The sequence below is a fragment of the Sphingomonas sp. BGYR3 genome (assembly GCF_025153455.1).
Lineage (GTDB): Bacteria > Pseudomonadota > Alphaproteobacteria > Sphingomonadales > Sphingomonadaceae > Sphingomonas.
This window is the reverse complement of record NZ_JANZNT010000002.1, coordinates 41,213-62,074: the sequence shown is the minus strand read 5'-3', so window position 1 is coordinate 62,074 and position 20,862 is coordinate 41,213. Positions and strand designations below refer to the sequence as shown.

20 protein-coding genes are annotated in these 20,862 nt (G+C 66.0%); 6 read left to right on the top strand and 14 right to left on the bottom strand.

Going from position 1 to position 20,862, the window contains the following annotated elements; translation table 11 throughout:
• Window positions 1-75: 75 nt before the first annotated feature.
• The 4 genes from NYR55_RS12055 to NYR55_RS12040 form a co-directional block, all read right to left on the bottom strand.
• Window positions 76-984, bottom strand: a complete 909-nt coding sequence (locus NYR55_RS12055; protein ID WP_260021740.1) for an Hsp33 family molecular chaperone HslO — start codon at window positions 982-984, stop codon at window positions 76-78.
• Between the two features lie 82 nt (window positions 985-1,066).
• Complete coding sequence (gene argF, locus NYR55_RS12050) at window positions 1,067-1,990, bottom strand: ornithine carbamoyltransferase (protein ID WP_260021738.1); 924 nt, start codon at window positions 1,988-1,990, stop codon at window positions 1,067-1,069.
• 91 nt (window positions 1,991-2,081) lie between these two features.
• Window positions 2,082-3,278 (bottom strand): aspartate aminotransferase family protein, encoded by a 1,197-nt coding sequence (locus NYR55_RS12045; protein ID WP_260021737.1) that lies wholly within the window; start codon window positions 3,276-3,278, stop codon window positions 2,082-2,084.
• A gap of 126 nt (window positions 3,279-3,404) precedes the next feature.
• Window positions 3,405-4,244, bottom strand: a complete 840-nt coding sequence (locus NYR55_RS12040) for an ABC transporter permease (RefSeq protein WP_260021736.1) — start codon at window positions 4,242-4,244, stop codon at window positions 3,405-3,407.
• Between the two features lie 62 nt (window positions 4,245-4,306).
• Here NYR55_RS12040 and NYR55_RS12035 point away from each other — a divergent pair, with 62 nt between their 5' ends.
• The 3 genes from NYR55_RS12035 to NYR55_RS12025 all read left to right on the top strand — a co-directional run bounded on the left by NYR55_RS12035 (window position 4,307) and on the right by NYR55_RS12025 (window position 7,244).
• Window positions 4,307-5,005 (top strand): GcrA family cell cycle regulator, encoded by a 699-nt coding sequence (locus tag NYR55_RS12035; protein WP_260021735.1) that lies wholly within the window; start codon window positions 4,307-4,309, stop codon window positions 5,003-5,005.
• A 149-nt stretch (window positions 5,006-5,154) separates the two neighbouring features.
• On the top strand, window positions 5,155-5,601 hold the full coding sequence (locus NYR55_RS12030) for a TadE/TadG family type IV pilus assembly protein (RefSeq protein ID WP_260021734.1): 447 nt from the start codon (window positions 5,155-5,157) through the stop codon (window positions 5,599-5,601).
• Window positions 5,601-7,244, top strand: coding sequence for a TadG family pilus assembly protein (locus tag NYR55_RS12025; protein ID WP_260021733.1), 1,644 nt, complete (start codon window positions 5,601-5,603; stop codon window positions 7,242-7,244). Before NYR55_RS12030 ends, NYR55_RS12025 begins: the two co-directional genes overlap by 1 nt.
• Window positions 7,245-7,325: 81 nt before the next feature.
• Here NYR55_RS12025 and NYR55_RS12020 read toward each other — a convergent pair whose 3' ends face one another.
• Window positions 7,326-8,150, bottom strand: a complete 825-nt coding sequence (locus NYR55_RS12020) for an outer membrane beta-barrel protein (protein ID WP_260021732.1) — start codon at window positions 8,148-8,150, stop codon at window positions 7,326-7,328.
• 165 nt (window positions 8,151-8,315) lie between these two features.
• Here NYR55_RS12020 and parE point away from each other — a divergent pair, with 165 nt between their 5' ends.
• Genes parE through NYR55_RS12005 form a run of 3 tightly spaced genes read left to right on the top strand, consistent with a single transcriptional unit; the run spans window position 8,316 to window position 12,827 of the window.
• Window positions 8,316-10,307, top strand: coding sequence for a DNA topoisomerase IV subunit B (parE, locus tag NYR55_RS12015; RefSeq protein ID WP_260021730.1), 1,992 nt, complete (start codon window positions 8,316-8,318; stop codon window positions 10,305-10,307).
• Window positions 10,308-10,354: 47 nt separating this feature from the next.
• Window positions 10,355-11,479: a hypothetical protein gene (locus NYR55_RS12010; protein ID WP_260021728.1), complete on the top strand. Its 1,125-nt coding sequence runs from the start codon at window positions 10,355-10,357 to the stop codon at window positions 11,477-11,479.
• A 16-nt stretch (window positions 11,480-11,495) separates the two neighbouring features.
• Window positions 11,496-12,827, top strand: coding sequence for a serine hydrolase (locus tag NYR55_RS12005; protein ID WP_260021726.1), 1,332 nt, complete (start codon window positions 11,496-11,498; stop codon window positions 12,825-12,827).
• Window positions 12,828-12,854: 27 nt separating this feature from the next.
• On the opposite strand, the gene NYR55_RS12000 is transcribed toward NYR55_RS12005, so the two are convergent.
• The 9 genes from NYR55_RS12000 to NYR55_RS11960 all read right to left on the bottom strand — a co-directional run bounded on the left by NYR55_RS12000 (window position 12,855) and on the right by NYR55_RS11960 (window position 20,838).
• The gene (locus tag NYR55_RS12000; protein ID WP_260021724.1) at window positions 12,855-13,409 is read right to left on the bottom strand and encodes a GNAT family protein; all 555 of its coding nucleotides are present in this window, start codon (window positions 13,407-13,409) and stop codon (window positions 12,855-12,857) included.
• Window positions 13,410-13,420: 11 nt separating this feature from the next.
• Window positions 13,421-14,212 (bottom strand): LysR family transcriptional regulator, encoded by a 792-nt coding sequence (locus tag NYR55_RS11995; protein ID WP_260021723.1) that lies wholly within the window; start codon window positions 14,210-14,212, stop codon window positions 13,421-13,423.
• Between the two features lie 4 nt (window positions 14,213-14,216).
• The gene (gene apaG / locus NYR55_RS11990; RefSeq protein ID WP_260021722.1) at window positions 14,217-14,615 is read right to left on the bottom strand and encodes a Co2+/Mg2+ efflux protein ApaG; all 399 of its coding nucleotides are present in this window, start codon (window positions 14,613-14,615) and stop codon (window positions 14,217-14,219) included.
• Window positions 14,612-15,820 (bottom strand): PLP-dependent transferase, encoded by a 1,209-nt coding sequence (locus NYR55_RS11985; protein WP_260021721.1) that lies wholly within the window; start codon window positions 15,818-15,820, stop codon window positions 14,612-14,614. Before NYR55_RS11985 ends, apaG begins: the two co-directional genes overlap by 4 nt.
• Before the next feature lie 138 nt (window positions 15,821-15,958).
• Window positions 15,959-17,077, bottom strand: a complete 1,119-nt coding sequence (locus NYR55_RS11980) for a glycosyltransferase family 2 protein (protein ID WP_260021720.1) — start codon at window positions 17,075-17,077, stop codon at window positions 15,959-15,961.
• A gap of 5 nt (window positions 17,078-17,082) precedes the next feature.
• Window positions 17,083-18,126, bottom strand: a complete 1,044-nt coding sequence (gene leuB / locus NYR55_RS11975; protein WP_260021719.1) for a 3-isopropylmalate dehydrogenase — start codon at window positions 18,124-18,126, stop codon at window positions 17,083-17,085.
• A gap of 61 nt (window positions 18,127-18,187) precedes the next feature.
• Window positions 18,188-18,919: a DNA repair protein RecO gene (gene recO, locus NYR55_RS11970; RefSeq protein WP_260021718.1), complete on the bottom strand. Its 732-nt coding sequence runs from the start codon at window positions 18,917-18,919 to the stop codon at window positions 18,188-18,190.
• A gap of 33 nt (window positions 18,920-18,952) precedes the next feature.
• A complete protein-coding gene (locus tag NYR55_RS11965; RefSeq protein WP_260021717.1) occupies window positions 18,953-19,885 on the bottom strand; it encodes a GNAT family N-acetyltransferase in 933 nt (310 codons plus the stop codon).
• Window positions 19,882-20,838 carry a polysaccharide deacetylase gene (locus NYR55_RS11960; RefSeq protein ID WP_260021716.1) on the bottom strand — a complete coding sequence of 319 codons (957 nt, stop codon included), beginning with the start codon at window positions 20,836-20,838 and terminating at the stop codon, window positions 19,882-19,884. The genes NYR55_RS11965 and NYR55_RS11960 overlap by 4 nt, the downstream gene beginning before the upstream one ends.
• Window positions 20,839-20,862: the final 24 nt, after the last annotated feature.

Sequence of the window (20,862 nt, the reverse complement as noted above, 5' to 3'; positions counted from 1 at the left end):
ATGCTCCTGCCCATCCTGCCAGTCGTTGCGACTATACCCGATACTGCCCCGTCCGGTGCGGCAAAAATCCGGTGGTCACACCGCCAGATCGGCCGGCACCGGAAACTTGCGCGCGCAAAAGGCGCAATCGACGGTAATCACGCCCTGCTCATCGGCCATGTGTGCACGATCCTCGACCGGGAACTTCGCGATCACCTGGCCGATATAGTCGGCATTGCAGCGGCACCCCTTGGACAGGTCGACCGCCGCCAGCGTGCGCACTTCCCGCTCCTCGTTGAACAGGCGCCAGATCAGCGTTTCGAACGAAGCCGACAGGTCGGTCAGTTCGTCCGGGCCCATCGTCGCAGCCAGCGTCTCGACATGCTGCCATTCGGGGTGATCGTCGCGCACGTGCAGTCGCTCACGCCCCTCCTCGCCCTCCGGCAGGTGCTGAAGGAACAGGCCGCCACCGATCATGCCGCCATCGACGCCGCGCGCCACCGCCAGCCGGATCAGGCTGGGGATCTGCTCGGATTGCAGGAAATAGCTTTGCGCCGCATCGGCCAGCGTCGCACCGTCCAGCGGCACGATGCCCTGATACCGCTCGCCCGTCGCCGCCTGGTCGAACGTGATCGCCAGATAGCCGGTGCCGAACAGCGCCATCAGCGTCGGATCGCCCGGCGCCTCGGCCAGCCGGTCGGCGTCATATTGCACATAGCCGCGCACGGCCCCGCCCTGGTAATCGCAAACCAGCAGCGACACGATGCCGCTTTCCGTCTGCGCCTGCAGGGTCAGCTGCCCGCCCGCATCCTTGAGCGTGGAGCCAAGCAGCGCGGTCAGCACCAGCGCCTCCGCCAGCAACTTCTCGATCGCCGGCGGATAGGCATGAGCGGCCAGGATCTCGTCCATCACCGGGCCCAGACGGGCAATACGGCCACGGGCATGACGATCCGGCAGGGTGAAACCGATCGCGCGATCGAGATCGGGGGATTGGGTGTCGGTCACGGGGGTTCTCCGCCGTTCACGTCGGGCGAACGGGTTAAGGACTGTTGAACGCGATATAGTGAAGCAAGATTATTGCTTCAACTCACCCCAACTGGCCGAAGCACCAGCGAAGGACCGACTTCTGGGCGTGCAGGCGGTTCTCCGCCTCGGGCCAGATGCGCGATTGCGGCCCGTCGATCACGGCATCGGTCACTTCCTCGCCGCGATGCGCGGGCAGGCAGTGCAGAAAGATCGCATCGCCCTTTGCCTTTGCCATCAGCGCCTCGGTCACCTGATACGGCATCATCGCCGCCAGCTTGGCCTCGGCATGGGCCTGTCCCATGGAAATCCAGGTGTCGGTGACGATGACGTCGGCGCCGGTCGCTGCCTCCGCCGGATCGCGGGTCACGCGGGCGCGGCCATTGGCGGCGGCCAGCACGGCCGGGTCGGGATCATATCCGGCCGGACAGGCAGCGACGACGTCGAACTGCATCAGGCCGCCCGCCTCGACAATCGAATGAAGGACGTTGTTGCCGTCGCCCAGCCACGCAACCTTCAGGCCGGGCAGCGTCTTGCCCGCCTCGATGATCGTCAGAAGGTCCGCCATGATCTGGCACGGATGCGACTGGTCGGTCAGGCCGTTGATGACCGGGACCGAGGCGTATTCGGCCATTTCCATCAACTTGGCATGATCGTCAGTGCGCACCATGATGGCATCGCAATAACCGGACAGGACCCGGGCGGTATCCGCCACCGTCTCGCCGCGGCCAAGCTGGCTGGTGCCTGCGTCAAGGATGACGGGCGTCCCGCCAAGCTGGCGGATCGCGATGTCGAACGACACGCGGGTCCGCGTCGAATTCTTTTCGAACACCATGGCCAAAGTGCGCCCGGCCAGCGGCGCATCGGCATCGGGCGCGCCCTTGGGCAAGCCGGCCCGCGCCCGCTTGCGGTCCAGCGCGTCGGCCAGCATCGCGGCAATGGCATCGGGTCCGGCATCGGACAGGTCGGTAAAGTGACGAACGGTCATGAAACGGTGCTCCTGCGAAAGCAGGAGCCCAGCGTGGTAACGGTCCGGCGCTGGGCTCTGGGTTCCTGCGCTGGCAGGAACGCCATGGATTTCAGGCGGCTACAGGCAATGCATAGCTGCGGGCGGCGGCACTCATCTTTTCCACCGCCTCGGCAATATGGCTTTCCTCGATCACCAGCGGGGGCAGGATGCGCACGACATTCTCGCCCGCCGCAACGGTCAGCAGCCCGTGATGATCGCGCATATGGGCCACGAAATCGCGGGCAACCGCCGGTTCCTTCAGCTTCACCCCTGCCATCAGGCCCAGCCCGCGCAGTTCGCCGAACAGATGATCGTGATTGGGAATCATCTGCGCCAGCGATGCACGCAGACGGTCACTCATCGCGCTGACATGCTCAAGGAACCCCGGCTCCAGCATCACGTCGAGGATCGCATTGCCCGCCGCCATGGCTAGCGGATTGCCGCCATAGGTGGAACCATGCGTGCCGGCGACCATGCCCTTGGCTGCTTCCTCCGTGGCCAGGCACGCGCCCAGCGGAAACCCGCCGCCAATGCCCTTTGCCGACGCCAGGATGTCCGGCTTCACGCCGTAATGCTCATGCGCCCAGAACTTGCCGGTGCGGCCATAACCGCACTGCACCTCGTCCAGCACCAGCAGCAGGCCATGCTCGTCCGCCGCCTTGCGCAGCCCCTGGATGAACGCTTCCGTGCCGGCGGCAACGCCGCCTTCGCCCTGCACCGTTTCGACCAGGAACCCGGCGGTATGATCGTCGATCAGCGCCAGCGCGGCATCCAGATCGTTGAACGGGGCATAGGCGAAACCGGGCAGCAGCGGCTCGAACCCGTCGCGCATCTTGGCCTGATTGGTCGCGCTGATCGTGCCCAGCGTCCGCCCGTGAAAGGCGTTGTTGAACGTGATCAGCGTATGCCGCTGCGGATTGCCATTGGCGTAGTGGTAACGGCGCGCGGTCTTGATCGCGCATTCCACCGCCTCTGCCCCCGAATTGGTGAAGAACACCGTGTCGGCAAAGCAGTTGTCGACGATCCGCTTGGCCAGCGCCTCGCCCTGCGGCGATCCATACAGGTTGCTGACGTGCATCAGCGTGGCCGCCTGTTCCTGGATCGCCTTGATCAGGTGCGGGTGGCTGTGACCCAGCGCGTTGACCGCGATGCCGCTGGCGAAATCCAGATACCGCTCGCCGCGCTCGCCGATCAGGTAGCAGCCCTCGCCTCGCACCGGACGCACATCGCACCGCGGATAGACGGGCATGAGCGGGGTGATAGTCATGGGAACTGCTCCTCCTTCAAACGAAACGGGTCGAACGGGACTCCGGTCAGAACGAAAAAAGGCGGCCCAATCCGGCCGCCCGGAGCGGGGATTTACAGGGATCGGCCATGGCGCGTCAACACCGCGTCAGTTCTTCGTCTTCCACCCGCTGCGCAACAGGGCATAGGCCGCGATCGCCATGCCGATGTTGATCGCCAGCAGCAGCGCCGCGCCCAGCGTCACGTCCGAATCCGCGCGCTCCAGAAAGCCGTACCGGAAGCCGGAGATGATATAGAAGAAGGGATTGCCATGGCTGATCGCGCGGAAGGTCGGCGACAGCGCCTCGACCGAATAAAAGGTGCCGGAAAGCAGGGCGAGCGGCGCGACCACGAAATTGGTGACCGCAGCTGCATGATCGAACTTTTCCGCCCAGATCGACGTCATCACACCCATCAGCGCCAGCAGGATGGAGCCCATCAGCCCGAACCAGATCATGGCCAGCGGATGGCGCGGCCACACATCGACGCCCCAGACGGCCATCGCGATCCACACCGCCCCGCCGACCAGCACCGCGCGCGTCACTGCCCCGCCGACCAGCGCGGCCAGCAGCTCGGCGGTGGAAAGAGGAGGCATCAGATAATCGACGATCGTGCCCTGAATCTTGCCCACAAGCAGCGAAAAGCTCGAATTGGCGAACGCATTCTGCAGCATCCCCATCACGATCAGGCCAGGCGCGATGAACTCGGCAAAGGGCACGCCCATCACCTGCCGCCCCGATCCGCCCAGCGCGACGGTGAAAATGATGAGAAAGAGCAGCGTGGTGACCGCCGGCGCCCAGATCGTCTGGAGCTGCACCTTGAAGAAACGGCGCACCTCCTTGATATAAAGGGTCTTGAGGCCACCCCAGTTGACCTGACGAATCACCGCGACGCCCGGCTCTGGCAGCATGGGCGGGACAAAGGGACGATTTTCGGGCTGGTGGTGCATGGCGCCTTCGCCTAGTCGGATGGGATAGCGCCTGCAAGTTAGGCGATGGAACGGATTTTGGAATGAGCTGGACCGAAGAACGCATTGAAACGCTGACCCGGATGTGGGCATCGGGCATGACCGCCAGCCAGATCGCGGAAGAGCTGGGCGGCATCAGCCGCAACGCCGTGATCGGCAAGGCGCACCGCCTGGGTCTCAAGCCGCGGCCATCGCCGGTCAAGCCGAACGATCCGGAGGCAAAGGCAGCGAAGGCAGCACCGGCAGCGGCCGCCGCTCCCGCCGCCCCCGCTGCGCCGCCCGTAGCAGCGCCGGTGGAAAAGGCCGCCAAGCCTGCAAAGGTGCCGTTGCCCAAGCCGGAGGCGCCAGCGCCCGCGCCGGTTGCTGCGCCCGTGCAGGAAAAGGTGGCGCCAGAGCCCAAGCCCCAGCCCGAATTGCGCTCCATCGGCCCGGGCGGCTTTCTTCGTCAGAATCCCGGCGAACAGACCGCTCCGTCGCAGCCCGCCCCGCCCCGCCGCCTGGTCCCCGCCCGGCCAAGCGATGCCATTGCGGGCAAGACGACGCTGCTCGATCTCAATGACAAGATCTGCAAATGGCCGATCGGGCATCCCGGCGAACCGGATTTCCACTTTTGCGGCGACAAGGTGAATCCGGGTTTCCCCTATTGCGTCGACCATTGCGGCCACGCCTATCAGGCGCAGCTGCCCCGGCGCGACCGGCGTCCGCCGCCGCCTATGCCCTATGGCGGTCCCCGCGTCCGCTAAAGGCACCCTGGCTGCGGGAAATACGTAGTTTCCCTGTCGCAGCACGCTGAACTGGCCGAATAGCCACGGCGCGCGATACGCGAATCGCGCGCTTGGTCAGCCATGCGCCCGTCACCGCTCGGCAACAGCCCGGCGGGTAAAAGAGCGGCATGAACCGCGTCCGCCCCATCCATGCGTTGCGCAGCGCCCTTGCCGGAGGCGCCGGTGATCGGCGCGGCAATGCGCTGATCGAATTTGCGCTGCTGCTGCCGGTGCTGGCGCTGCTCCTGATGGGGATGCTTGGCTATGGCCAGTATTTCCTACTTGCCCACAATGCCCAGCAACTGGCCAATGACGCTGCCCGCGCAAGCATTGCCGGGATGACGGCCAGCGAACGGGCCATGCTGGCGAATGAGAGCGTAACGACCGGCGCTGCGTCCACCGGCGGCGTCGCGGCCGACCGCGTCTCCAGCAGCATCACTGAAACCGGCACCCGCGTGACGGTGGAGGTCGTGGTAGACGCCAGCGACGTCGCGCTGCTGCAGGTGCCGGTCATCCCGTTTCCCGATCGCGTGATCCGCCGCCGGGCGGTGGCGCACCGCGCGGGCCTGCTCTGATGCGCTCGCTCCGCAGGCTCCTTGCCGACGAGCGGGGCGGCACCGCAGTCCTGATTGGCGCTGCCATGCCATTATTGATCGGTTCTGCCGCGCTAGCCGTCGACATCGGCTCGGTTCAGCTTGAAACCCGGCGGCTTCAGAGCCTGGCAGACGACGCGGCACTGGCCGCGGCCGCCGACGTCGCAAATGCCACGGCTCAGGCGCAGACCGCAGTCAGCCGTGCGGGATCGCCGGCACCCGTTACGGTCACGGTCACCACGGGCAGCTACAGCCCCGATCCGGCAGTGCCCGCCGCCGAGCGCTTTGCCGCCCGGTCCATCGGTGGCAACGCAGCACGCGTCACGCTGACCAGCGAAAGCCCGACCTTCTTTGCCCGGATCTTTGGCCGGCAGGGGGTTGCGATTGCCCGCACGGCAACCGCGGCACGCATGGATTATGCCGCATTTTCGGTGGGATCGCGGCTTGCATCGCTCAATGACGGGTTGCTCAACGCCTATCTGTCCGCGCTGACCGGCGGCAATGTGCAGCTGAATGCGCTGGATTACCGCGCGATTGCGGCGGCCGATATCGACCTGATCGCCTATCTCGACGCGCTGAAGGTGCGCGCCAACCTGACCGACCTCAACTATGGCGCAGTGCTGGATACGGCTGTGACGGGCGAACAGAGCCTTGGCGCGCTGGCCGATGTCATCGGCGATGCAACCGCAGCGGCCGGGATCCGCACGCTGGCCAGCCATGTGCGCGGCGGCGGGGAAAAGCTGGGCGTGCTGATCGACGCAGGGCCGCTGTCGGGGCAGGACAGCGGCGGGGCCGGCATGGTGCGGGTCAACGCACTGTCGATGGTGACAATGCTGGCGCAGCTTCAATCGGATCGCCACATGGTCGATATCGATCTGGGCGCGACGCTGCCCGGCCTGAGTGCGACCAGCCTGAAGCTGGCGATTGGCGAGCGCCCCGCACAATCGCCCTGGATCACCATTACCGATCACGGCGCGCCCGTCCTGCGCACCGCTCAGGCCCGCCTGCTGATCGACAGCCGCATCGCCCCGACGGCGCTGCCCGGCCTTGCCAACCTGGCTTCGGTCCGGGTGCCGCTGTTCGTCGAGCTTGCCTCGGCAGAGGCGCGGCTGGCCGGGCTGAATTGCGGGGCGAATGGCCAGTTCGCGACGATCGAGGCGCGGCCCAGCCCGGGCAGCATCGCGCTGGCAAGTGCCGATATCCGCTCCTTTGACGATTTCACCCGTCCCGTCCCGCTGTCGCGCGCACGGATCGTGGATACGCTGCTGATCGACGTGACCGGCATGGCGCGCATCGATCTGGGCGCGGCGGAGCCATGGCAACGCCTGACGTTCGATCGGCAGGATGTCGATAACCGCACGGTGCGCACCGTCGTCAGCAGCACCGCCATTCAGGGGGTTACCGCCAGCCTGATCCAGCAGGCCGATCTTCGCGCCGAAATCGCGGGGCTGATTGCGCTGGACACCGGAAAGCTGACCGCTGCGGTGGGCGAGCAGCTTGCCACGCTTGGTCCTGCACTGGACGGGCTGATCAATCTGGCGACGGGAACGCTGGGGATCCGCTATGGCGAAGCCGATGTCAGGGTGAGCGGCCTTCGCTGCGGTATTCCAAGCCTGGTTGGCTGACCGGGCTAAAAAGACGATCGGGCCGGCATGATACGCAGCCGGCCCGATCTGATACGCGTTACTTTACTGGGTCGTTGTCCGTCAGAAGCGAAGCGCTGCCGTCAGCCGCAGACCATGGGTATCGAACCGGCCGTTGGTCCGAGCGAAGTCGGTTCCGGCCGGATTCCCGAGCACAAACGGGTGAGTGGCAGGTGCGGTTCCCTGGCTGGCGCGGACGACGTAATCGTCCTGGTCGAAACGGGTGTACAGATACTCCATGCCGACCGAGAAGTTGCGGCCCAGCTTCTGCTCGATGCCGCCGCCGGCCTGCCAGCCCCACTCCATGTCCTCGCCGCGGCCTTCATAGGCGTTGGCGGTGTTGGTCGAGGTGAAGCTGTTGTTGATCTTGCCATAGGTGGCGCCGAACGTGCCGTAGAACAGCGTGGTGTTCGCAGCGAAACCGGCGCGGGCACGCACGGCGGCGTTCCAGTCCAGCTCACGCGTGAACTGATAGTTGGCGGGCGTCGAGCTGAACGCGGTCACGCTGTCCGACGCTTCCGACTTGCCGAACTCGCCGACCACACCATAGACGAAGCTGCCAACCTGCTTGTCGGCACCGATGCGGGCGTAATATTCAATTCCGTCCTTGTCGCCGGTGCAGCCGGTTGCCAGGCTGTTGCCGTTCGGACGGCCGCCGCAAAAGCCGGGGAACACGTTCACATTGCTGGTGTTCACGATGGTGTCACCGAACTGACCGTCCAGGTTGCGGTCGAAGGTGACGCCTTCGTTGCCGTCATTGCTCTGCACGGTGTAGCCGAACGAGCCGCCGATATAGACGCCGTCGAACGGCTTTTCCTCGACCTCCTGGGCCATGGCGGGCGAGGCAACGGCAAACAGTGCCGATGCGGCGAGAAGGATAGAACGCATAAGATAACTCCCGGTTTGGATATGCGAGGGCACATACGTTTGACGACGGCAAAAGGGTTCATCGGGTTCCAACAAACCCGTCACACTGCTGCATAATTGCAACAGTGCCCCATGGCGGGGGGTTCCGCTTGCGCCGCTGTTTCCCGTGGCACTATACCGTCGGTCATGTCCGAACTGTTCGACGCATCGCCGTCCCGCCCCGACACCTATGATGCGTCCTCCATCGAGGTTCTGGAGGGGCTGGAACCCGTTCGTCGGCGGCCGGGCATGTATATCGGCGGCACCGACGAGCGGGCATTTCACCACCTTGCCGCCGAGGTTCTGGACAATGCGATGGACGAGGCGGTGGCAGGCCACGCCACCCGCATCGAAATCAGCCTGCAACCCGGCAACCGGCTGACCATCGTTGACAATGGCCGGGGCATCCCGGTCGATCCGCATCCCCGTTTTCCGGACAAGTCCGCGCTGGAGGTCATCCTGTCCACGCTGCATTCCGGCGGCAAGTTTTCGGGCAAGGCCTATGCCACGTCCGGCGGCCTGCACGGCGTCGGCATCAGCGTCGTCAACGCACTGAGCAGCGAAACGGTGATCGAGGTGGCCAAGGACCGCCAGCTCTATCGCCAGCGGTTCAGCAGGGGCGTGACGCTCGGCCCCATCGAGCCGCTGGGCAGCACGCCCAACCGGCGCGGCACATCAGTCACCTTTTCCCCCGATCCGGAGATTTTCGGGCCGGAAATGGCGTTCAAGCCCGCTCGCCTTTACCGGCTGGCCCGATCGAAGGCCTATCTGTTCGCGGGCGTCGAAATCCGCTGGAAATGCGCGGCCGAGCTGATCGCGGACGACACGCCGGCGGAATCGGTATTCCAGTTTCCGGGCGGCCTTGCCGACCATCTGCGCGAACAGCTTGGCGGCCGGGAGTGCGCGACTTCCGGCTTCTTTGCCGGTCAACAGGGATTTCCCGACGGACCCGATGGATCGACCACCGGCAAGGTCGAATGGGCCGTCGCCTGGCCGCTGTGGAGCGACGGCAGCTACAGCTGGTATTGCAACACCATCCCGACGCCCGATGGCGGCACGCACGAGGCGGGTCTGCGCGCCGCGCTGGTCAAGGGCATCCGTGCGTTCGGCGAGCTGGTCGGCCAGAAAAAGGCCAAGGACATCACGGCAGAGGATGTGATGACCGGCAGCGAGCTGATGCTGTCCGTCTTCATCCGCGACCCCCAGTTTCAAAGCCAGACCAAGGACCGGCTGACCAGTCCGGAGGCGGCGCAGCTGGTCGAACGCGCGGTCCGCGACCATTTCGACCACTTCCTTGCCGACAACATGGACCGGGGCAAGGCGCTGCTCGGCTATGTCCTGGAGCGGATGGACGAACGGCTCAAGCGCAAGCAGGAGCGCGAGGTCAAGCGCAAGACCGCGACCAGCGCGCGCAAGCTGCGCCTGCCCGGCAAGCTGACCGATTGTTCCGCCGATGATCCCGCGGGCACCGAACTGTTCATCGTCGAAGGAGATTCCGCAGGCGGCAGCGCGAAGCAGGCGCGCGACCGCAAGACACAGGCGATCCTGCCCATTCGCGGCAAGATCCTGAATGTCGCATCGGCCACCAGTGCCAAGATCCTGGCCAATCAGGAAATCGCCGACCTGGTTCTCGCCATGGGCTGTGGCACGCGCAAGGATTGCCGCCCTGATCAGCTGCGCTACGAACGCATCATCATCATGACCGACGCCGATGTCGACGGCGCGCATATCGCGACGCTGCTGATGACGTTCTTCTTTCAGGAAATGCCGGAACTGGTGCGGCGCGGGCACCTCTATCTGGCTCAGCCGCCGCTGTATCGCCTGACCAGCGGCACCAAGTCGCTCTATGCGCGGGACGATGCCCACCGCGCCGCGCTGGAGGCCAGGGAGTTCAAGGGCAAGAAGGTGGATGTCGCCCGGTTCAAGGGCCTTGGGGAAATGAACCCCAATCAGCTCAAGGAAACGACCATGGACCCCGCGACCCGCAGCCTGATCCGCATCACCCTGCCCCAGGAGTATGAGGAGCGGGCGGGCGTCAAGGACCTGGTCGATCGCCTGATGGGCACGAACCCGGCCCATCGCTTTGCCTTCATTCAGGAAAACGCCGCAAGACTGGAAGAAGAGGCAATCGACGCATAGTCAAACCCATGATATCGTCATGGCTTCGCATCTGTTCGGAGGCGTGTATGAGGCGTTTGGTTGCCCCGCTGACTGTTGCTGTTCTCGCACTCGCAACACCCGCCGCCAAGGCGCAGGACGTCGCTGTCCCCGATGGACCGGACATTACAGTCAACGCATTGAGCGTTGATGATCTTCGCAAAAAGCTGACTGACTGTATAGCACGGCAATGTCCGGTCGGTGAAGAAATCGACGCCACGCTGGCGCTCGCCGATAATCTTTTCATTGCCGGGCAATATGCCGAGGCAAAAAAGATCATGCGGACGTCGCTGCATCGGAACCGGCGTCACAGGAAAACCGATCCGGGCCCGGTCGCGGAGCTGGCGCGCGCGGCCAGCCGTGTGGCCAGTCATATGGGCGATAGCGATGCAGACCTGTTTCACGCCCGTGAGGCCAGGGCGACGCTCAAGGGGGCGCTTGGGGGGAGTGAAGAACGCGCCTTTGGCTCGCTTCTCGAGGTCGGCGATGCGATGGTCCGTGCAGCCCGGATAGAGGATGCTGGCCGACTGTACATGATGGCCCGCCGCCGCGCGATCGAGGAAAAGGATCCCGTTCTCGAGGCCACTGCCCGTATCCGGCTTGCCAGTATGTATGCAGGCCTGGCTACCCCGCAAAATCGGTACGGCGGACTGGTAAAGGTGCAGTTACGGCACTTGCTCCGACAGGATGATCCACGAATGGCCGACTTTCGGGTCGCGGCCGAACTGCTGATCGCCCGCCTGAACGCCAAGCTGGGCGACGCGTCGCAGCTGGAGCAGCTGATCGAAAAACATCGCATCGCAAACAAGAATGCGCCGCTCACCATGGTCTATGCCGCCGATCTGGACGTCCCGTTGCGGCCATCGGATGCGGGTGAATGGGCCGATCTTGGCTTCTGGGTCGACATGAATGGCAAGGTGGGCGCAGTCGACGTGCTGAAGCAATCCGACCGAAAAGGACGATGGGCGGCGCAGTTGACCGAGAACATCGCACGCCGCCGATATCAGGCATTTACCGCTGATGCGACGGCTCGCTACGTGGTCGAACGCTTTTCGGTTGTGAAGCGACGCATTGATAAAACGAGCAGCAAAATTGCGCAGTATAACGTCTCTGTCGTTTCGCTTGTGCTGGATGAACAGCAGGACACGCCGTAACCGCATGGCAAATGGCATGCTTTGGGCCGGCCGAACGCTGGTCCTGTTCCTCCTGTCCGCCTGCATCGTCGTTGGCCCGGCCACCGGTGTGCGCGCGGCCCCGATCGTTCAGGAAACGGAAGCGGCGCCGGATGCACGGCTGCAATCGCGGATCGGGTCGCTGAAATCATTCTTTGCCAACGGCGGGGATTTCGACGCCAGCTTTACCGAACAGTTCCGGCGACAGGTGCCGGAGGCGCGATGGCGGGCGCTGGCGGCCCAGGTGGTGGCGGCAATCGGCGCACCGGTCGGGGTCGAGGAACAGACGGCGGCGGGCCCGCACGGTGCCACCCTGCGGTACGGGTTCGAGCGCGGCATTGCCACGATCCGCATTGCCATCGAACCGGACGGGCAGGGCCGGATCGCGGGCCTGCTGATCGTCAATACCGAGCCACGCGGCGACACGGCCGTCCGGATCGCGGCGGATGTCGCCGGCCTGCCGGGTGCTGCCGGCCTTTTCGTCCAGCGACTGGACGACGCCTCCCTTCCACCCGTGATCGATCAGGCGGGCGACCGCGCGGGACCGATCGGTTCCGCCTTCAAGCTGTGGGTGCTGGCCGAGGCGGCGCGGCAGGTCGCGGAGGGCAAGCGACGCTGGAACGATGTCCTGCCTCTTGGCGAACGGTCCCTGCCAAGCGGCGTGACGCAGAGCTGGCCGCCGGGGTCGCCATTGACGCTGCACACGCTGGCGGTGCAGATGATTTCGATCAGCGACAATACCGCCACCGACACGCTGATGGCTGCGCTTGGCCGGGCACAGGTCGATGCCATCCCCGTGCTGGCGGGTGTACGGGACAGCGACCGGACCTTGCCCGTCCTCACCACGCTGGAGGCGTTCCGGCTGAAGGCGCTGGCAAAACAGGGGCTGGTGCCCGCCGACTGGGCCAAGATGACGCCCGATGCGCGGCGCAACCTGATGGCAGAACAGTCAGCCGCACTGAAGACCGCGCCGGTAACCGCATCGATGTTCAGCCAGGGACCACTCAGGACCGATATCGAATGGTTTGCCAGCCCCGCCGACATGGCGCGCACGCTCGACTGGCTTCGCCGCAACGGCGGGCCGGAGGCCATGGCGATCCTGGCCGTCAATCCCGGCACCGGCGTCGCCGACCGGTTCGAATGGGTGGGGTTCAAGGGCGGATCGGAACCCGGCGTCCTCAGTCTCAATTATCTGGTGCGGACGAAATCGAGGCAATGGTTCGCGGTCACCGGGCAATGGCACAATCCCGGCGGAGAAGTGAGCGAGGCACGCTTCGCAGCGATCATGAACCGTGCCCTGACGCTGATCAGTCGCCCGGTTCAGCCCTGATCGCCCGGCCGAATACCGGAACCGGGCTCAGGCAGAGATATCGCCCCGTCGCGCCGCCCATTCGCGCCGCAACAGCCCGTACAGCGTCGTGTCGCGCACACCGATATGGGTTTCCCATTCCTCGCGCAGCACGCCTTCCAGCTTGAAGCCCAAATGTTCCAGCAGCCTACGTGACGGCAGATTGTCGGGATCGGTATCGGCGAACACCCGCCGCTTGCCTTCGGTAAAGAACAGGTGGTCCAGAAACCGGGCCACAGCCTCACGCGCCAGCCCGCGACCGACCAGTCCGGGCAGGATCATGTAGCCGATTTCGCCGACACCCCCCTGCCGCCGTTCGCCGACCGAAACCATGCCGATCACCCGCGCCTCGCCCTTCAGCACGATGGCAAAGGCGCGCCAGCCGTCATTGTCGATCCGCGGTGCCAGATGTTCGCGCAGCGCCGCTGCCTCGCGGATCGGGGCGTGCGACCACCAGCGCATCTGCGCATCGTCGGAAAAGGCCGGCAGCAGCGCATCGGCATCCTCGATCGCCAGTTTGCGCAGGGTCAGCCGCTCGCTTTCGAGCGTCGGAAAATCAGTCAATCAAACGATCCTTATTGCGCCAGTGCATCGACCAGCGCGCGCACCTTGGCCTGCCGCCATTGCGGCAATGGCGCAACCAGCCAATAGCCCATGCGATAGGGTTTGGGATCGCTCGTCTGCACCACGCGGCCCGCAGCCAGATCGGCGCGGGCGATGATTTCCGGCACGGTCGTGCGCCCCATGCCCGCTGCCGCCGCGTCCACCGCCAGTCCCGCATCGCCGACCAGGATGCGCGAGACGCTTTCCTCGTTCAGGCATCCGGGCCAGGAAATGCGGGTGTCCGCACCGCCGCCGGGCCGCTCGACCGTCACCATGCCGTCGGATTCCAGCGCCTCGCCCTCATGCTCGCCCGGCCCCTCACCCCAGCGCACGGCCAGGTCGAGATTGGCCTCGGTAAATTCGATGGCATCGGCCGCAGTGACCAGGTGAAAGCGAAGGTCCGGATCGGCCGCAGCGATTTCCGACAATCGGGGCAGCAGCCATTTTTCAGCCAGGTCGCGCGGCGCAGCGATGGTCAGCGATTTGGACGACTGCCCCGCCTGCATGGCGCGCACTGCCTCTTCAAACTGAAGAAAGCCCATGCGCAGCGCCTCCAGCCCCGCCGCACCCTCCGGCGTCAGCTCAAGCCCCTTGGCAGTGCGGCGGAACAGGACAACGCCCAGCGTATCCTCAAGCGCGCGAATCTGCTGGCCAACAGCGGCGGGCGTCACCGCAAGCTCGTCCGCCGCGCGGGTAAAGGACAGGTGGCGCGCGGCAGCATCCAGCACGCGCAGGCCATTCAGGGGCAGATGCGTCCGCTTCACGGCCTCACCCCGTCACTGCTGGTGCGATCAGGGCGAATTTTGGGATCTCCGCATCGAACTCGTCCCCACCCGCGGACAGCATCTGGTAACTGCCCTGCATATGCCCGGTCGGCGTCGTCAGCGGACAGCCGGAGACATAATCGAAACTGGCGCCCGGTTCGATCAGCGGCTGTTCGCCCACCACGCCCTCGCCCTCGACCATGTGGCGCATCCCGCGTCCATCCGTGATGACCCAGCGCCGCGTGAGCAGCTGCACCGCGTGCTTGCCCTCATTCTCGATGCGGATGTGATAGGCCCAGAACCAGCGGCCGCGATCCGGCTCCGACTGTTCGGGCAGAAAGCTGACCGCCACCCGGACGATGACCCCATTCGTCTCCGCCGACTGGTTGAACAGCGATTTCACAATCCCGCCGCCCGCAATGCCTGATCCAGATCATCGATCAGGTCGGCGGGATCCTCAAGGCCCACATTCAGGCGCAGGGTCCCCTCCGTAATCCCCATTTCCAGCCGCTTTTCCTCGGCCACGCTTGAATGGGTGGTGGATGCAGGGTGCGTCATCAGCGATCGGGAATCGCCGATATTGTTCGAAATGTCGATCAGGGCGAGCGCGTTGAGCAGGCTGTGCGCCTGGGCACGGCCGCCATCCACCTCGAAGCTGAAGATGCATCCGGCCATGTCCATCTGGCTCATCGCCAGACTGTGCTGCGGGTGGCTGGGCAGGCCGGGATGATTGATGCGCGGCACCCGTCCTTCCAGGAAACGGCCGACGGCAAGCGCATTTTCCGACTGGCGGCGGATCCGCAGGTCCAGCGTCTCCAGCCCCTTCAGCACCACCCAGGCGTTGAACGCCGACAGGGTGGGGCCAGTGTTGCGCGTGAACGGCAGCAGCGTGTTCAGGATGAAATCCTCGCTCCCGCAAACCGCTCCGGCCAGAACGCGCCCCTGCCCGTCCATCATCTTGGTCGCGGAATAGGCGACGACATCCGCGCCGAATGCCATCGGCCGCTGCAATGCAGGCGTGGCAAAGGCATTGTCGACGACACTGGTAATGCCGCGTTCGCGCGCCATGCCGCACACCGCGCGCAGATCGACGATGTCCATCGTGGGATTGGCGGGGGTTTCAAAGAAATAGACCTTGGTATTCGGCCGGGTCGCGTCGGCAAATTGCTGCGGATCGCGGGCATCAACGATCGTGGTCTGAATGCCGAACTTGGGCAGCAGCGTGTCGGTCAGCCAGCGGCACGACCCGAACAGCGCGCGGCCGGCGACAACATGATCGCCCGCCTGCAACTGGCACAGCAAGGATGCGGTCATCGCCGCCATGCCGCTGGCGGTCGCGCGGCACGCCTCTGCACCTTCCAAGAGGGCGATGCGCTGTTCCAGCATTTCGACCGTCGGGTTCTGCAACCGTGAATAGGTCATGCCCGCCTGTTCGCCGGCAAAGCGTGCCGCGGCATCCTCTGCCCGGTCATAGGCATAGCCGGAGGTCAGGAACAGCGCCTCCGACGTCTCGCCAAATTCGGAACGGGCCGTGCCGCCGCGCACCGCCTGTGTCGCCGGGCGCCAGTTCTGGGTAATGGATCGGTCCTGGCCGGTATAACGCTTCATGGCATCCGCTTTGCCGGGCGGCGGGGGCCAAGGTCAAGCGCGTTGCGCGTTCCCATGGCCATCCGCGCCGCTATGGCACCGGGCGGGTGGCGAGCAATGCTGAGGGGTCAACCGCTGAATATCACCGGCCAGCTGGCGTCAACCCGCCGCGCGCCGCCCGTACCGACCCCAGGTGAAGCGCGAGGACAGGGCAAAGTTCCACACCGCGCCCACAGCCACCCCGGCCAGCGCGGGCACCGCCCAGGCGCCCTGCTGCGCGCCGTGCAGGAACGCCGCCACCCCGACATTCGCAATCGCCCCCACCGAACAGATCACGCAAAAGCTGACCCAGCCGTCGATCAGTTGCCGCGTGCCGCGAAGCCGCCGGTCGCGATAGGTGAGCAGATTGTTCAGGAAAAAGTTGAACGTCATCGCCACCAGCGTCGCACCGATCTGCGCCGCCAGAAAATCCGCCCCCAGCGCCTGATACAGCAGCCACAGGATGGTCAGGTGGACCAGCGCGCCCATCGCGCCGACGCCCGCGAAGAGGACAAAGCGCACCGGCACCCAGCGGCCGAACATCCGGTCATACAGCGCGATCAGATATTCCAGCGCCACGACATGATCGAGCTTGCTTTCCCCCGCATCCCGCGTGCGAAAGACATAGGGCATTTCGCGAAACTTCAGCGGGCGGGGGCTGGCCGTCATCACGTCCAGCAGGATCTTGAACCCGATCCCCGACAGGCTGGGCACAAGCTGACGGACGATGGCCGTGCGGATCATGAAAAACCCGCTCATCGGATCGGACAGGTCCGCCTTGATCACGTGTTGCGCCAGCCGGGTGGCAAGGGCGGATTTGGCGACGCGATCCCGGTCCCATTCGCCCGTCCCGCCGCCTTCGACAAAGCGGGAACCGATAACGAGGTCCAGGTCCGGCTGATCGAACAACAGCTCGAACATGCGCGGCAACAGCGTTTCGTCATGCTGCAGATCGCCGTCCATCACCGCGACAATGGGCGCAGCGGTCGCGCACATCCCCTCGATACAGGCGGTGGACAGGCCGCGCCGCCCGATCCGCTGGATCACGCGCACCCGCGGGTCGCGCCGGGCCATGGCGCGGGCGGCATCGCCCGTTCCGTCGGGGCTGTCATCATCGACGAAAATGACTTCCCACCCGCTTTCGCCCAGCACGGCATCCAGCCGTTCGATCAGGCGCGGGACATTCTTCGCCTCGTTAAAGACGGGAACAACGATGGCGAGGTGAAGGGCATCAGGCATCGGGATCAGAGCGCGGCCAGCACCGCATCGGCCATGGCGCGGGTGGACAGCGTTCCGCCCAGGTCCGCCGTGCGGGCGCCCCCGGCAATCGCCGTGGCCACCGCCGCCTCGATCCGGTCGGCCGCTTCGGGCCGGTTCAGCGAATGGCGCAGCATCATCGCGGCGGACAGGATCGTCGCGCACGGATTGGCCCGGCCCTGCCCGGCAATATCCGGCGCGGAACCATGGATCGGTTCGTACAGCCCCTTGCCGCCATCGTTCAGCGCGGCGCTGGGCAGCATCCCGATCGACCCGGCGCACATCGACGCCTGATCCGACAGGATGTCGCCGAACAGGTTGCCGGTCAGGATCACGTCGAACTGGCCCGGATCGCGGACCAGCTGCATCGCGGCGTTGTCGACATACATATGGCTCAACGCGACGTCGGGATATTCGGCCGCCACCTCGATCACCACATCGCGCCACAACTGGCTGGTTTCCAGCACATTGGCCTTGTCGACCGAACACAACCGCCCCTTGCGGCCCTGCGCGGTGCGAAAGCCGACATGGGCGATCCGGCGCACCTCATCCTCGGCATAGGCCATAACGTCATATCCCTGACGCCGGCCGTCGGCGGTGGGGCGGATCCCCTTTTCACCGAAATAGACATCACCGTTCAGCTCGCGGATGATGACCATGTCGATCCGTTCGGCCACCTCGCGCTTCAGGGTGGACGCGTCCTCCAGCCCCTTGAACAGCCGGGCCGGGCGCAGATTGGCGAACAGGCCGAGTGCGGCACGCAGGCCCAGGATCGCCTGTTCCGGGCGCAGCCGCCGCTCCAGCCCGTCATACCGCGTGTCCCCGACCGCACCGAACAGGACCGCATCGGCCCGGCGGGCCAGGTCCAGCGTCGCGGACGGGAGCGGATGGCCATCGGCATCGTAACCCGCGCCGCCCACCGGCGCTTCCTCGAACGTCAGGCCCAGATCGAGCGCGGTCAGCACGCGGACCGCCTCTGCCGTCACTTCCGGCCCGATGCCGTCGCCCGGCAGCACTGCGATCAACGTCATCCGAACAATCCCCGATATCCTGAGCAATCTTGCGGCCTGCCGACTAGCGGCGGCTCTGCGGTCACGCAACCGCGCGCTTGATCCGATCGACGAGCCGGTCCCGCGCCGCGATCGCATCCTGCCCCCGGCCGATCATCAGGTCGCGGGCGATGAAATGGCCGGTCAGGCGCAGGCCGTCCAGAATGTCCGGCCAATCGGCCGCACTGCCATCCAGCAGAAACCGGGGCAGTCGCAACAGGCGGTCCGTCAGTCCCTGTGCCGCCGGCGCGCTCACCGCACCGCCGCTTTTGGGGCTGACATGGGTCAGTTCCTCGGTCGCGCCGGTGGCGACGCACTGACGAAGGTCAAGGCCAAAGCCCAGCTCCCTCAGCACCAGCAGTTCGTACCGGACCAGCGCCGCCGCCCAGTCGCGCGCGGCGGGCGCAGCTTCAATCGCGGTCAGCAGCGCCTCCAGCGTCGCATGCAGCCGGGGATAGGGCTGCCCCTCCGGCAGGGTCGCGGCGGTCAGTGCCGTGGCCCAGTCGATGGCGGCGGCGGGCAGCGGCTCGGCAAACAGGGGCGCCCGGCTGTGGATCAGCTCGGCCGTCATGCCGGGCAACTGATCCTCCGTCCGCGCGCGCCATTCGCCCGCGATGCGGTTTCCCGGCTGAAGGATCGGGCGCAGCCGGCGCGAATGACCGCCGCGCACATAGCCCGCAACGACGCCCGCCGCCTCGGTCAGCCCGCGCACGATCGCGCCATGCTCGCCATGCAGGCGAACCGACAGGATGGTGGCAGGCGCGATCAGGTGCATCGGCCCTCGTCCTCCCCGATCAGGGGCGGGGGGTCAACGCCGCAGCCGCCGTGCCCAGTCGCTGCCCAGCGCGCGCTTGGCAAACGCCACTCCGCCGTCAAAGGCGGACAGCGCGCCGATCAGCGCCCGATTGGACAGGCCCGGCCGCAACAGCAACAGGTCGGCACAGGCAACGCCACCGGTTGCCAGCTGACGCTTGTGCTGCCCCTCCCCTTCGGTGAAATCGAACTGGGCCAGCGTCCCTTCGGCAAACAGGTCGCGCATCGCCGTCAGATGCAGCACGCTGCCCGGCGACCAGTCGTTCCACGCGGGATCATGGCCGACATGTTCGTACCGGACGATGCCGTCGCTGACCGGGCACCACAGATAGGCGACCGGGCGGTCGTCGATGGACAGGATCCATCCCCGCGCCCGCCCCGCCGCCGCCAGGGCCAGCATTTCCGCCTGATACCCGTCGTCGGCGGGCAATGCCGCGTCCAGCAATCGTTCCTGATAGGTGCGCGCCGCCACCTGCCGCGCCAGCGGGTGAAAGGCGGCGACCTCGGCCGGGCTGCGATACCGTTCGATCCGCACCCTGCCCGCCGACGCCAGCTTCTTTTCCTTGCGCTTCAGTCCCGACCGCGTGTTGCCGGACAGGGCGGCGAACCAGGCGTCGAACCCGATCGACAGGTCAGTGTGAAACCGGGTGTAGCGTTGCCGTTCGCAAACCAGCAGACCGGCGCCCGCCGATGTCAGGGCGGCGACATGCTGCACCGGCAGTGATGTGACAAGGTAGCCATGCTCGCCCGGCAGCAACGGCGGCAGGACGGGCGCGGCATCGGCCAGCACCGCGTCCAGACCCAGCGGCACCCGCGACAGCCGCCGCCTGACGGTCAGGATCGTGCGCGCACCGACCTGAAAATGCACTGGCCAGGGCGGCGACGGCGCGATCAGCGGCACACCCGACTGGATGGCAACCGCCTTCACGCCGCGCGCTCCTCCACCCAGTTGGACCAGAGCTGTTCCGCCTGCCGCCATGCGGTGCGCAGCGGATCGGGGCCAAGCGGCCGGTCCTCGGCATCCAGCCGCCATTCGGGCAGCTCGGCGAAATGACGGGTGGGCAGCATTTCGCGCAGGTCAGCCAGCATGGTCAGCAGCGCGTCGAACCGGCGCACATGCACCCCGTTGGCGCGGGTCCCCGCCCGGTTGGCCAGTTCGAAACTATGGCCGACGATCGTGATCGCCTGATGCCCGGCGTGCAGCGCATGGCCGATTGCCGCGCGCATTTCCCCGGCCGACAGCGCACAGATCTGGAAATGTCGCAAATGCCCCGGCGCGTCCTCGATGACCGTCACCGGCACTTCGATCACGCCCTGATGCTCGATCGGGGATATCCGGGTCGGCGGCAGGTCGATGGCACTGGGCGCGGGCGCAGCGGCACCATTATGGCTGCTGTCATAGCGGATGCCGTGGCTGGCCAGGGCACGCAGCGTTGCATCGTTCGCGGCATAGCTGCCCGCCCGGAACGCCACCGGGCGCGGCGCGCCCGCCGCCATGATCAGGTCGATCGCCCCGCCCAGCAACTGCGCCTGTTCCGTCTCGGCATAATCGATGAGGTTGAACGGTGCGTGCGACGCGCCGCCATCGCCCGGTACCGCGCGGGTCCATCCGGGGTGCAGGTGCAGCTGCACCTCCTGCCCCGCCGTCAGCACCGCATCCACCACGCGGCGGATCGGATCCAGCCCGAACGGAATGGCCGGCATGGGGTCGATAAAGAAACACGCCTTCAGGCCATGATCGTTCAGGCAGCGGAGCTGATGGGCGATCCCGACCCCCGCCGGTTCCAGCGAACGGGCAACAATCGCGGGCAGGTCGTGTCCCGCCCGGTGCTGCCGCCAGGAAAGCTCCGTATCGATGGTCAGAAAAACATCGGTTGCCATGCCCCCGCCCTACCCGAAAGGGGG

Excerpts from the sequence above, each read along its gene's own strand:
- NYR55_RS12025 (WP_260021733.1), top strand. The coding sequence starts at position 5,601 with ATGCGCTCGCTCCGCAGGCTCCTTGCCGACGAGCGGGGCGGCACCGCA.
- NYR55_RS12010 (WP_260021728.1), top strand. The coding sequence starts at position 10,355 with ATGAGGCGTTTGGTTGCCCCGCTGACTGTTGCTGTTCTCGCACTCGCA.
- NYR55_RS12040 (WP_260021736.1), bottom strand. The coding sequence starts at position 4,244 with ATGCACCACCAGCCCGAAAATCGTCCCTTTGTCCCGCCCATGCTGCCA.
- recO (WP_260021718.1), bottom strand. The coding sequence starts at position 18,919 with ATGCACCTGATCGCGCCTGCCACCATCCTGTCGGTTCGCCTGCATGGC.
- NYR55_RS11960 (WP_260021716.1), bottom strand. The coding sequence starts at position 20,838 with ATGGCAACCGATGTTTTTCTGACCATCGATACGGAGCTTTCCTGGCGG.
- parE (WP_260021730.1), top strand. The coding sequence starts at position 8,316 with ATGTCCGAACTGTTCGACGCATCGCCGTCCCGCCCCGACACCTATGAT.
- NYR55_RS12020 (WP_260021732.1), bottom strand. The coding sequence starts at position 8,150 with ATGCGTTCTATCCTTCTCGCCGCATCGGCACTGTTTGCCGTTGCCTCG.
- NYR55_RS12030 (WP_260021734.1), top strand. The coding sequence starts at position 5,155 with ATGAACCGCGTCCGCCCCATCCATGCGTTGCGCAGCGCCCTTGCCGGA.
- NYR55_RS12045 (WP_260021737.1), bottom strand. The coding sequence starts at position 3,278 with ATGACTATCACCCCGCTCATGCCCGTCTATCCGCGGTGCGATGTGCGT.
- NYR55_RS11985 (WP_260021721.1), bottom strand. The coding sequence starts at position 15,820 with ATGAAGCGTTATACCGGCCAGGACCGATCCATTACCCAGAACTGGCGC.
- NYR55_RS12005 (WP_260021726.1), top strand. The coding sequence starts at position 11,496 with ATGCTTTGGGCCGGCCGAACGCTGGTCCTGTTCCTCCTGTCCGCCTGC.
- argF (WP_260021738.1), bottom strand. The coding sequence starts at position 1,990 with ATGACCGTTCGTCACTTTACCGACCTGTCCGATGCCGGACCCGATGCC.
- NYR55_RS12035 (WP_260021735.1), top strand. The coding sequence starts at position 4,307 with ATGAGCTGGACCGAAGAACGCATTGAAACGCTGACCCGGATGTGGGCA.
- leuB (WP_260021719.1), bottom strand. The coding sequence starts at position 18,126 with ATGACGTTGATCGCAGTGCTGCCGGGCGACGGCATCGGGCCGGAAGTG.
- NYR55_RS11980 (WP_260021720.1), bottom strand. The coding sequence starts at position 17,077 with ATGCCTGATGCCCTTCACCTCGCCATCGTTGTTCCCGTCTTTAACGAG.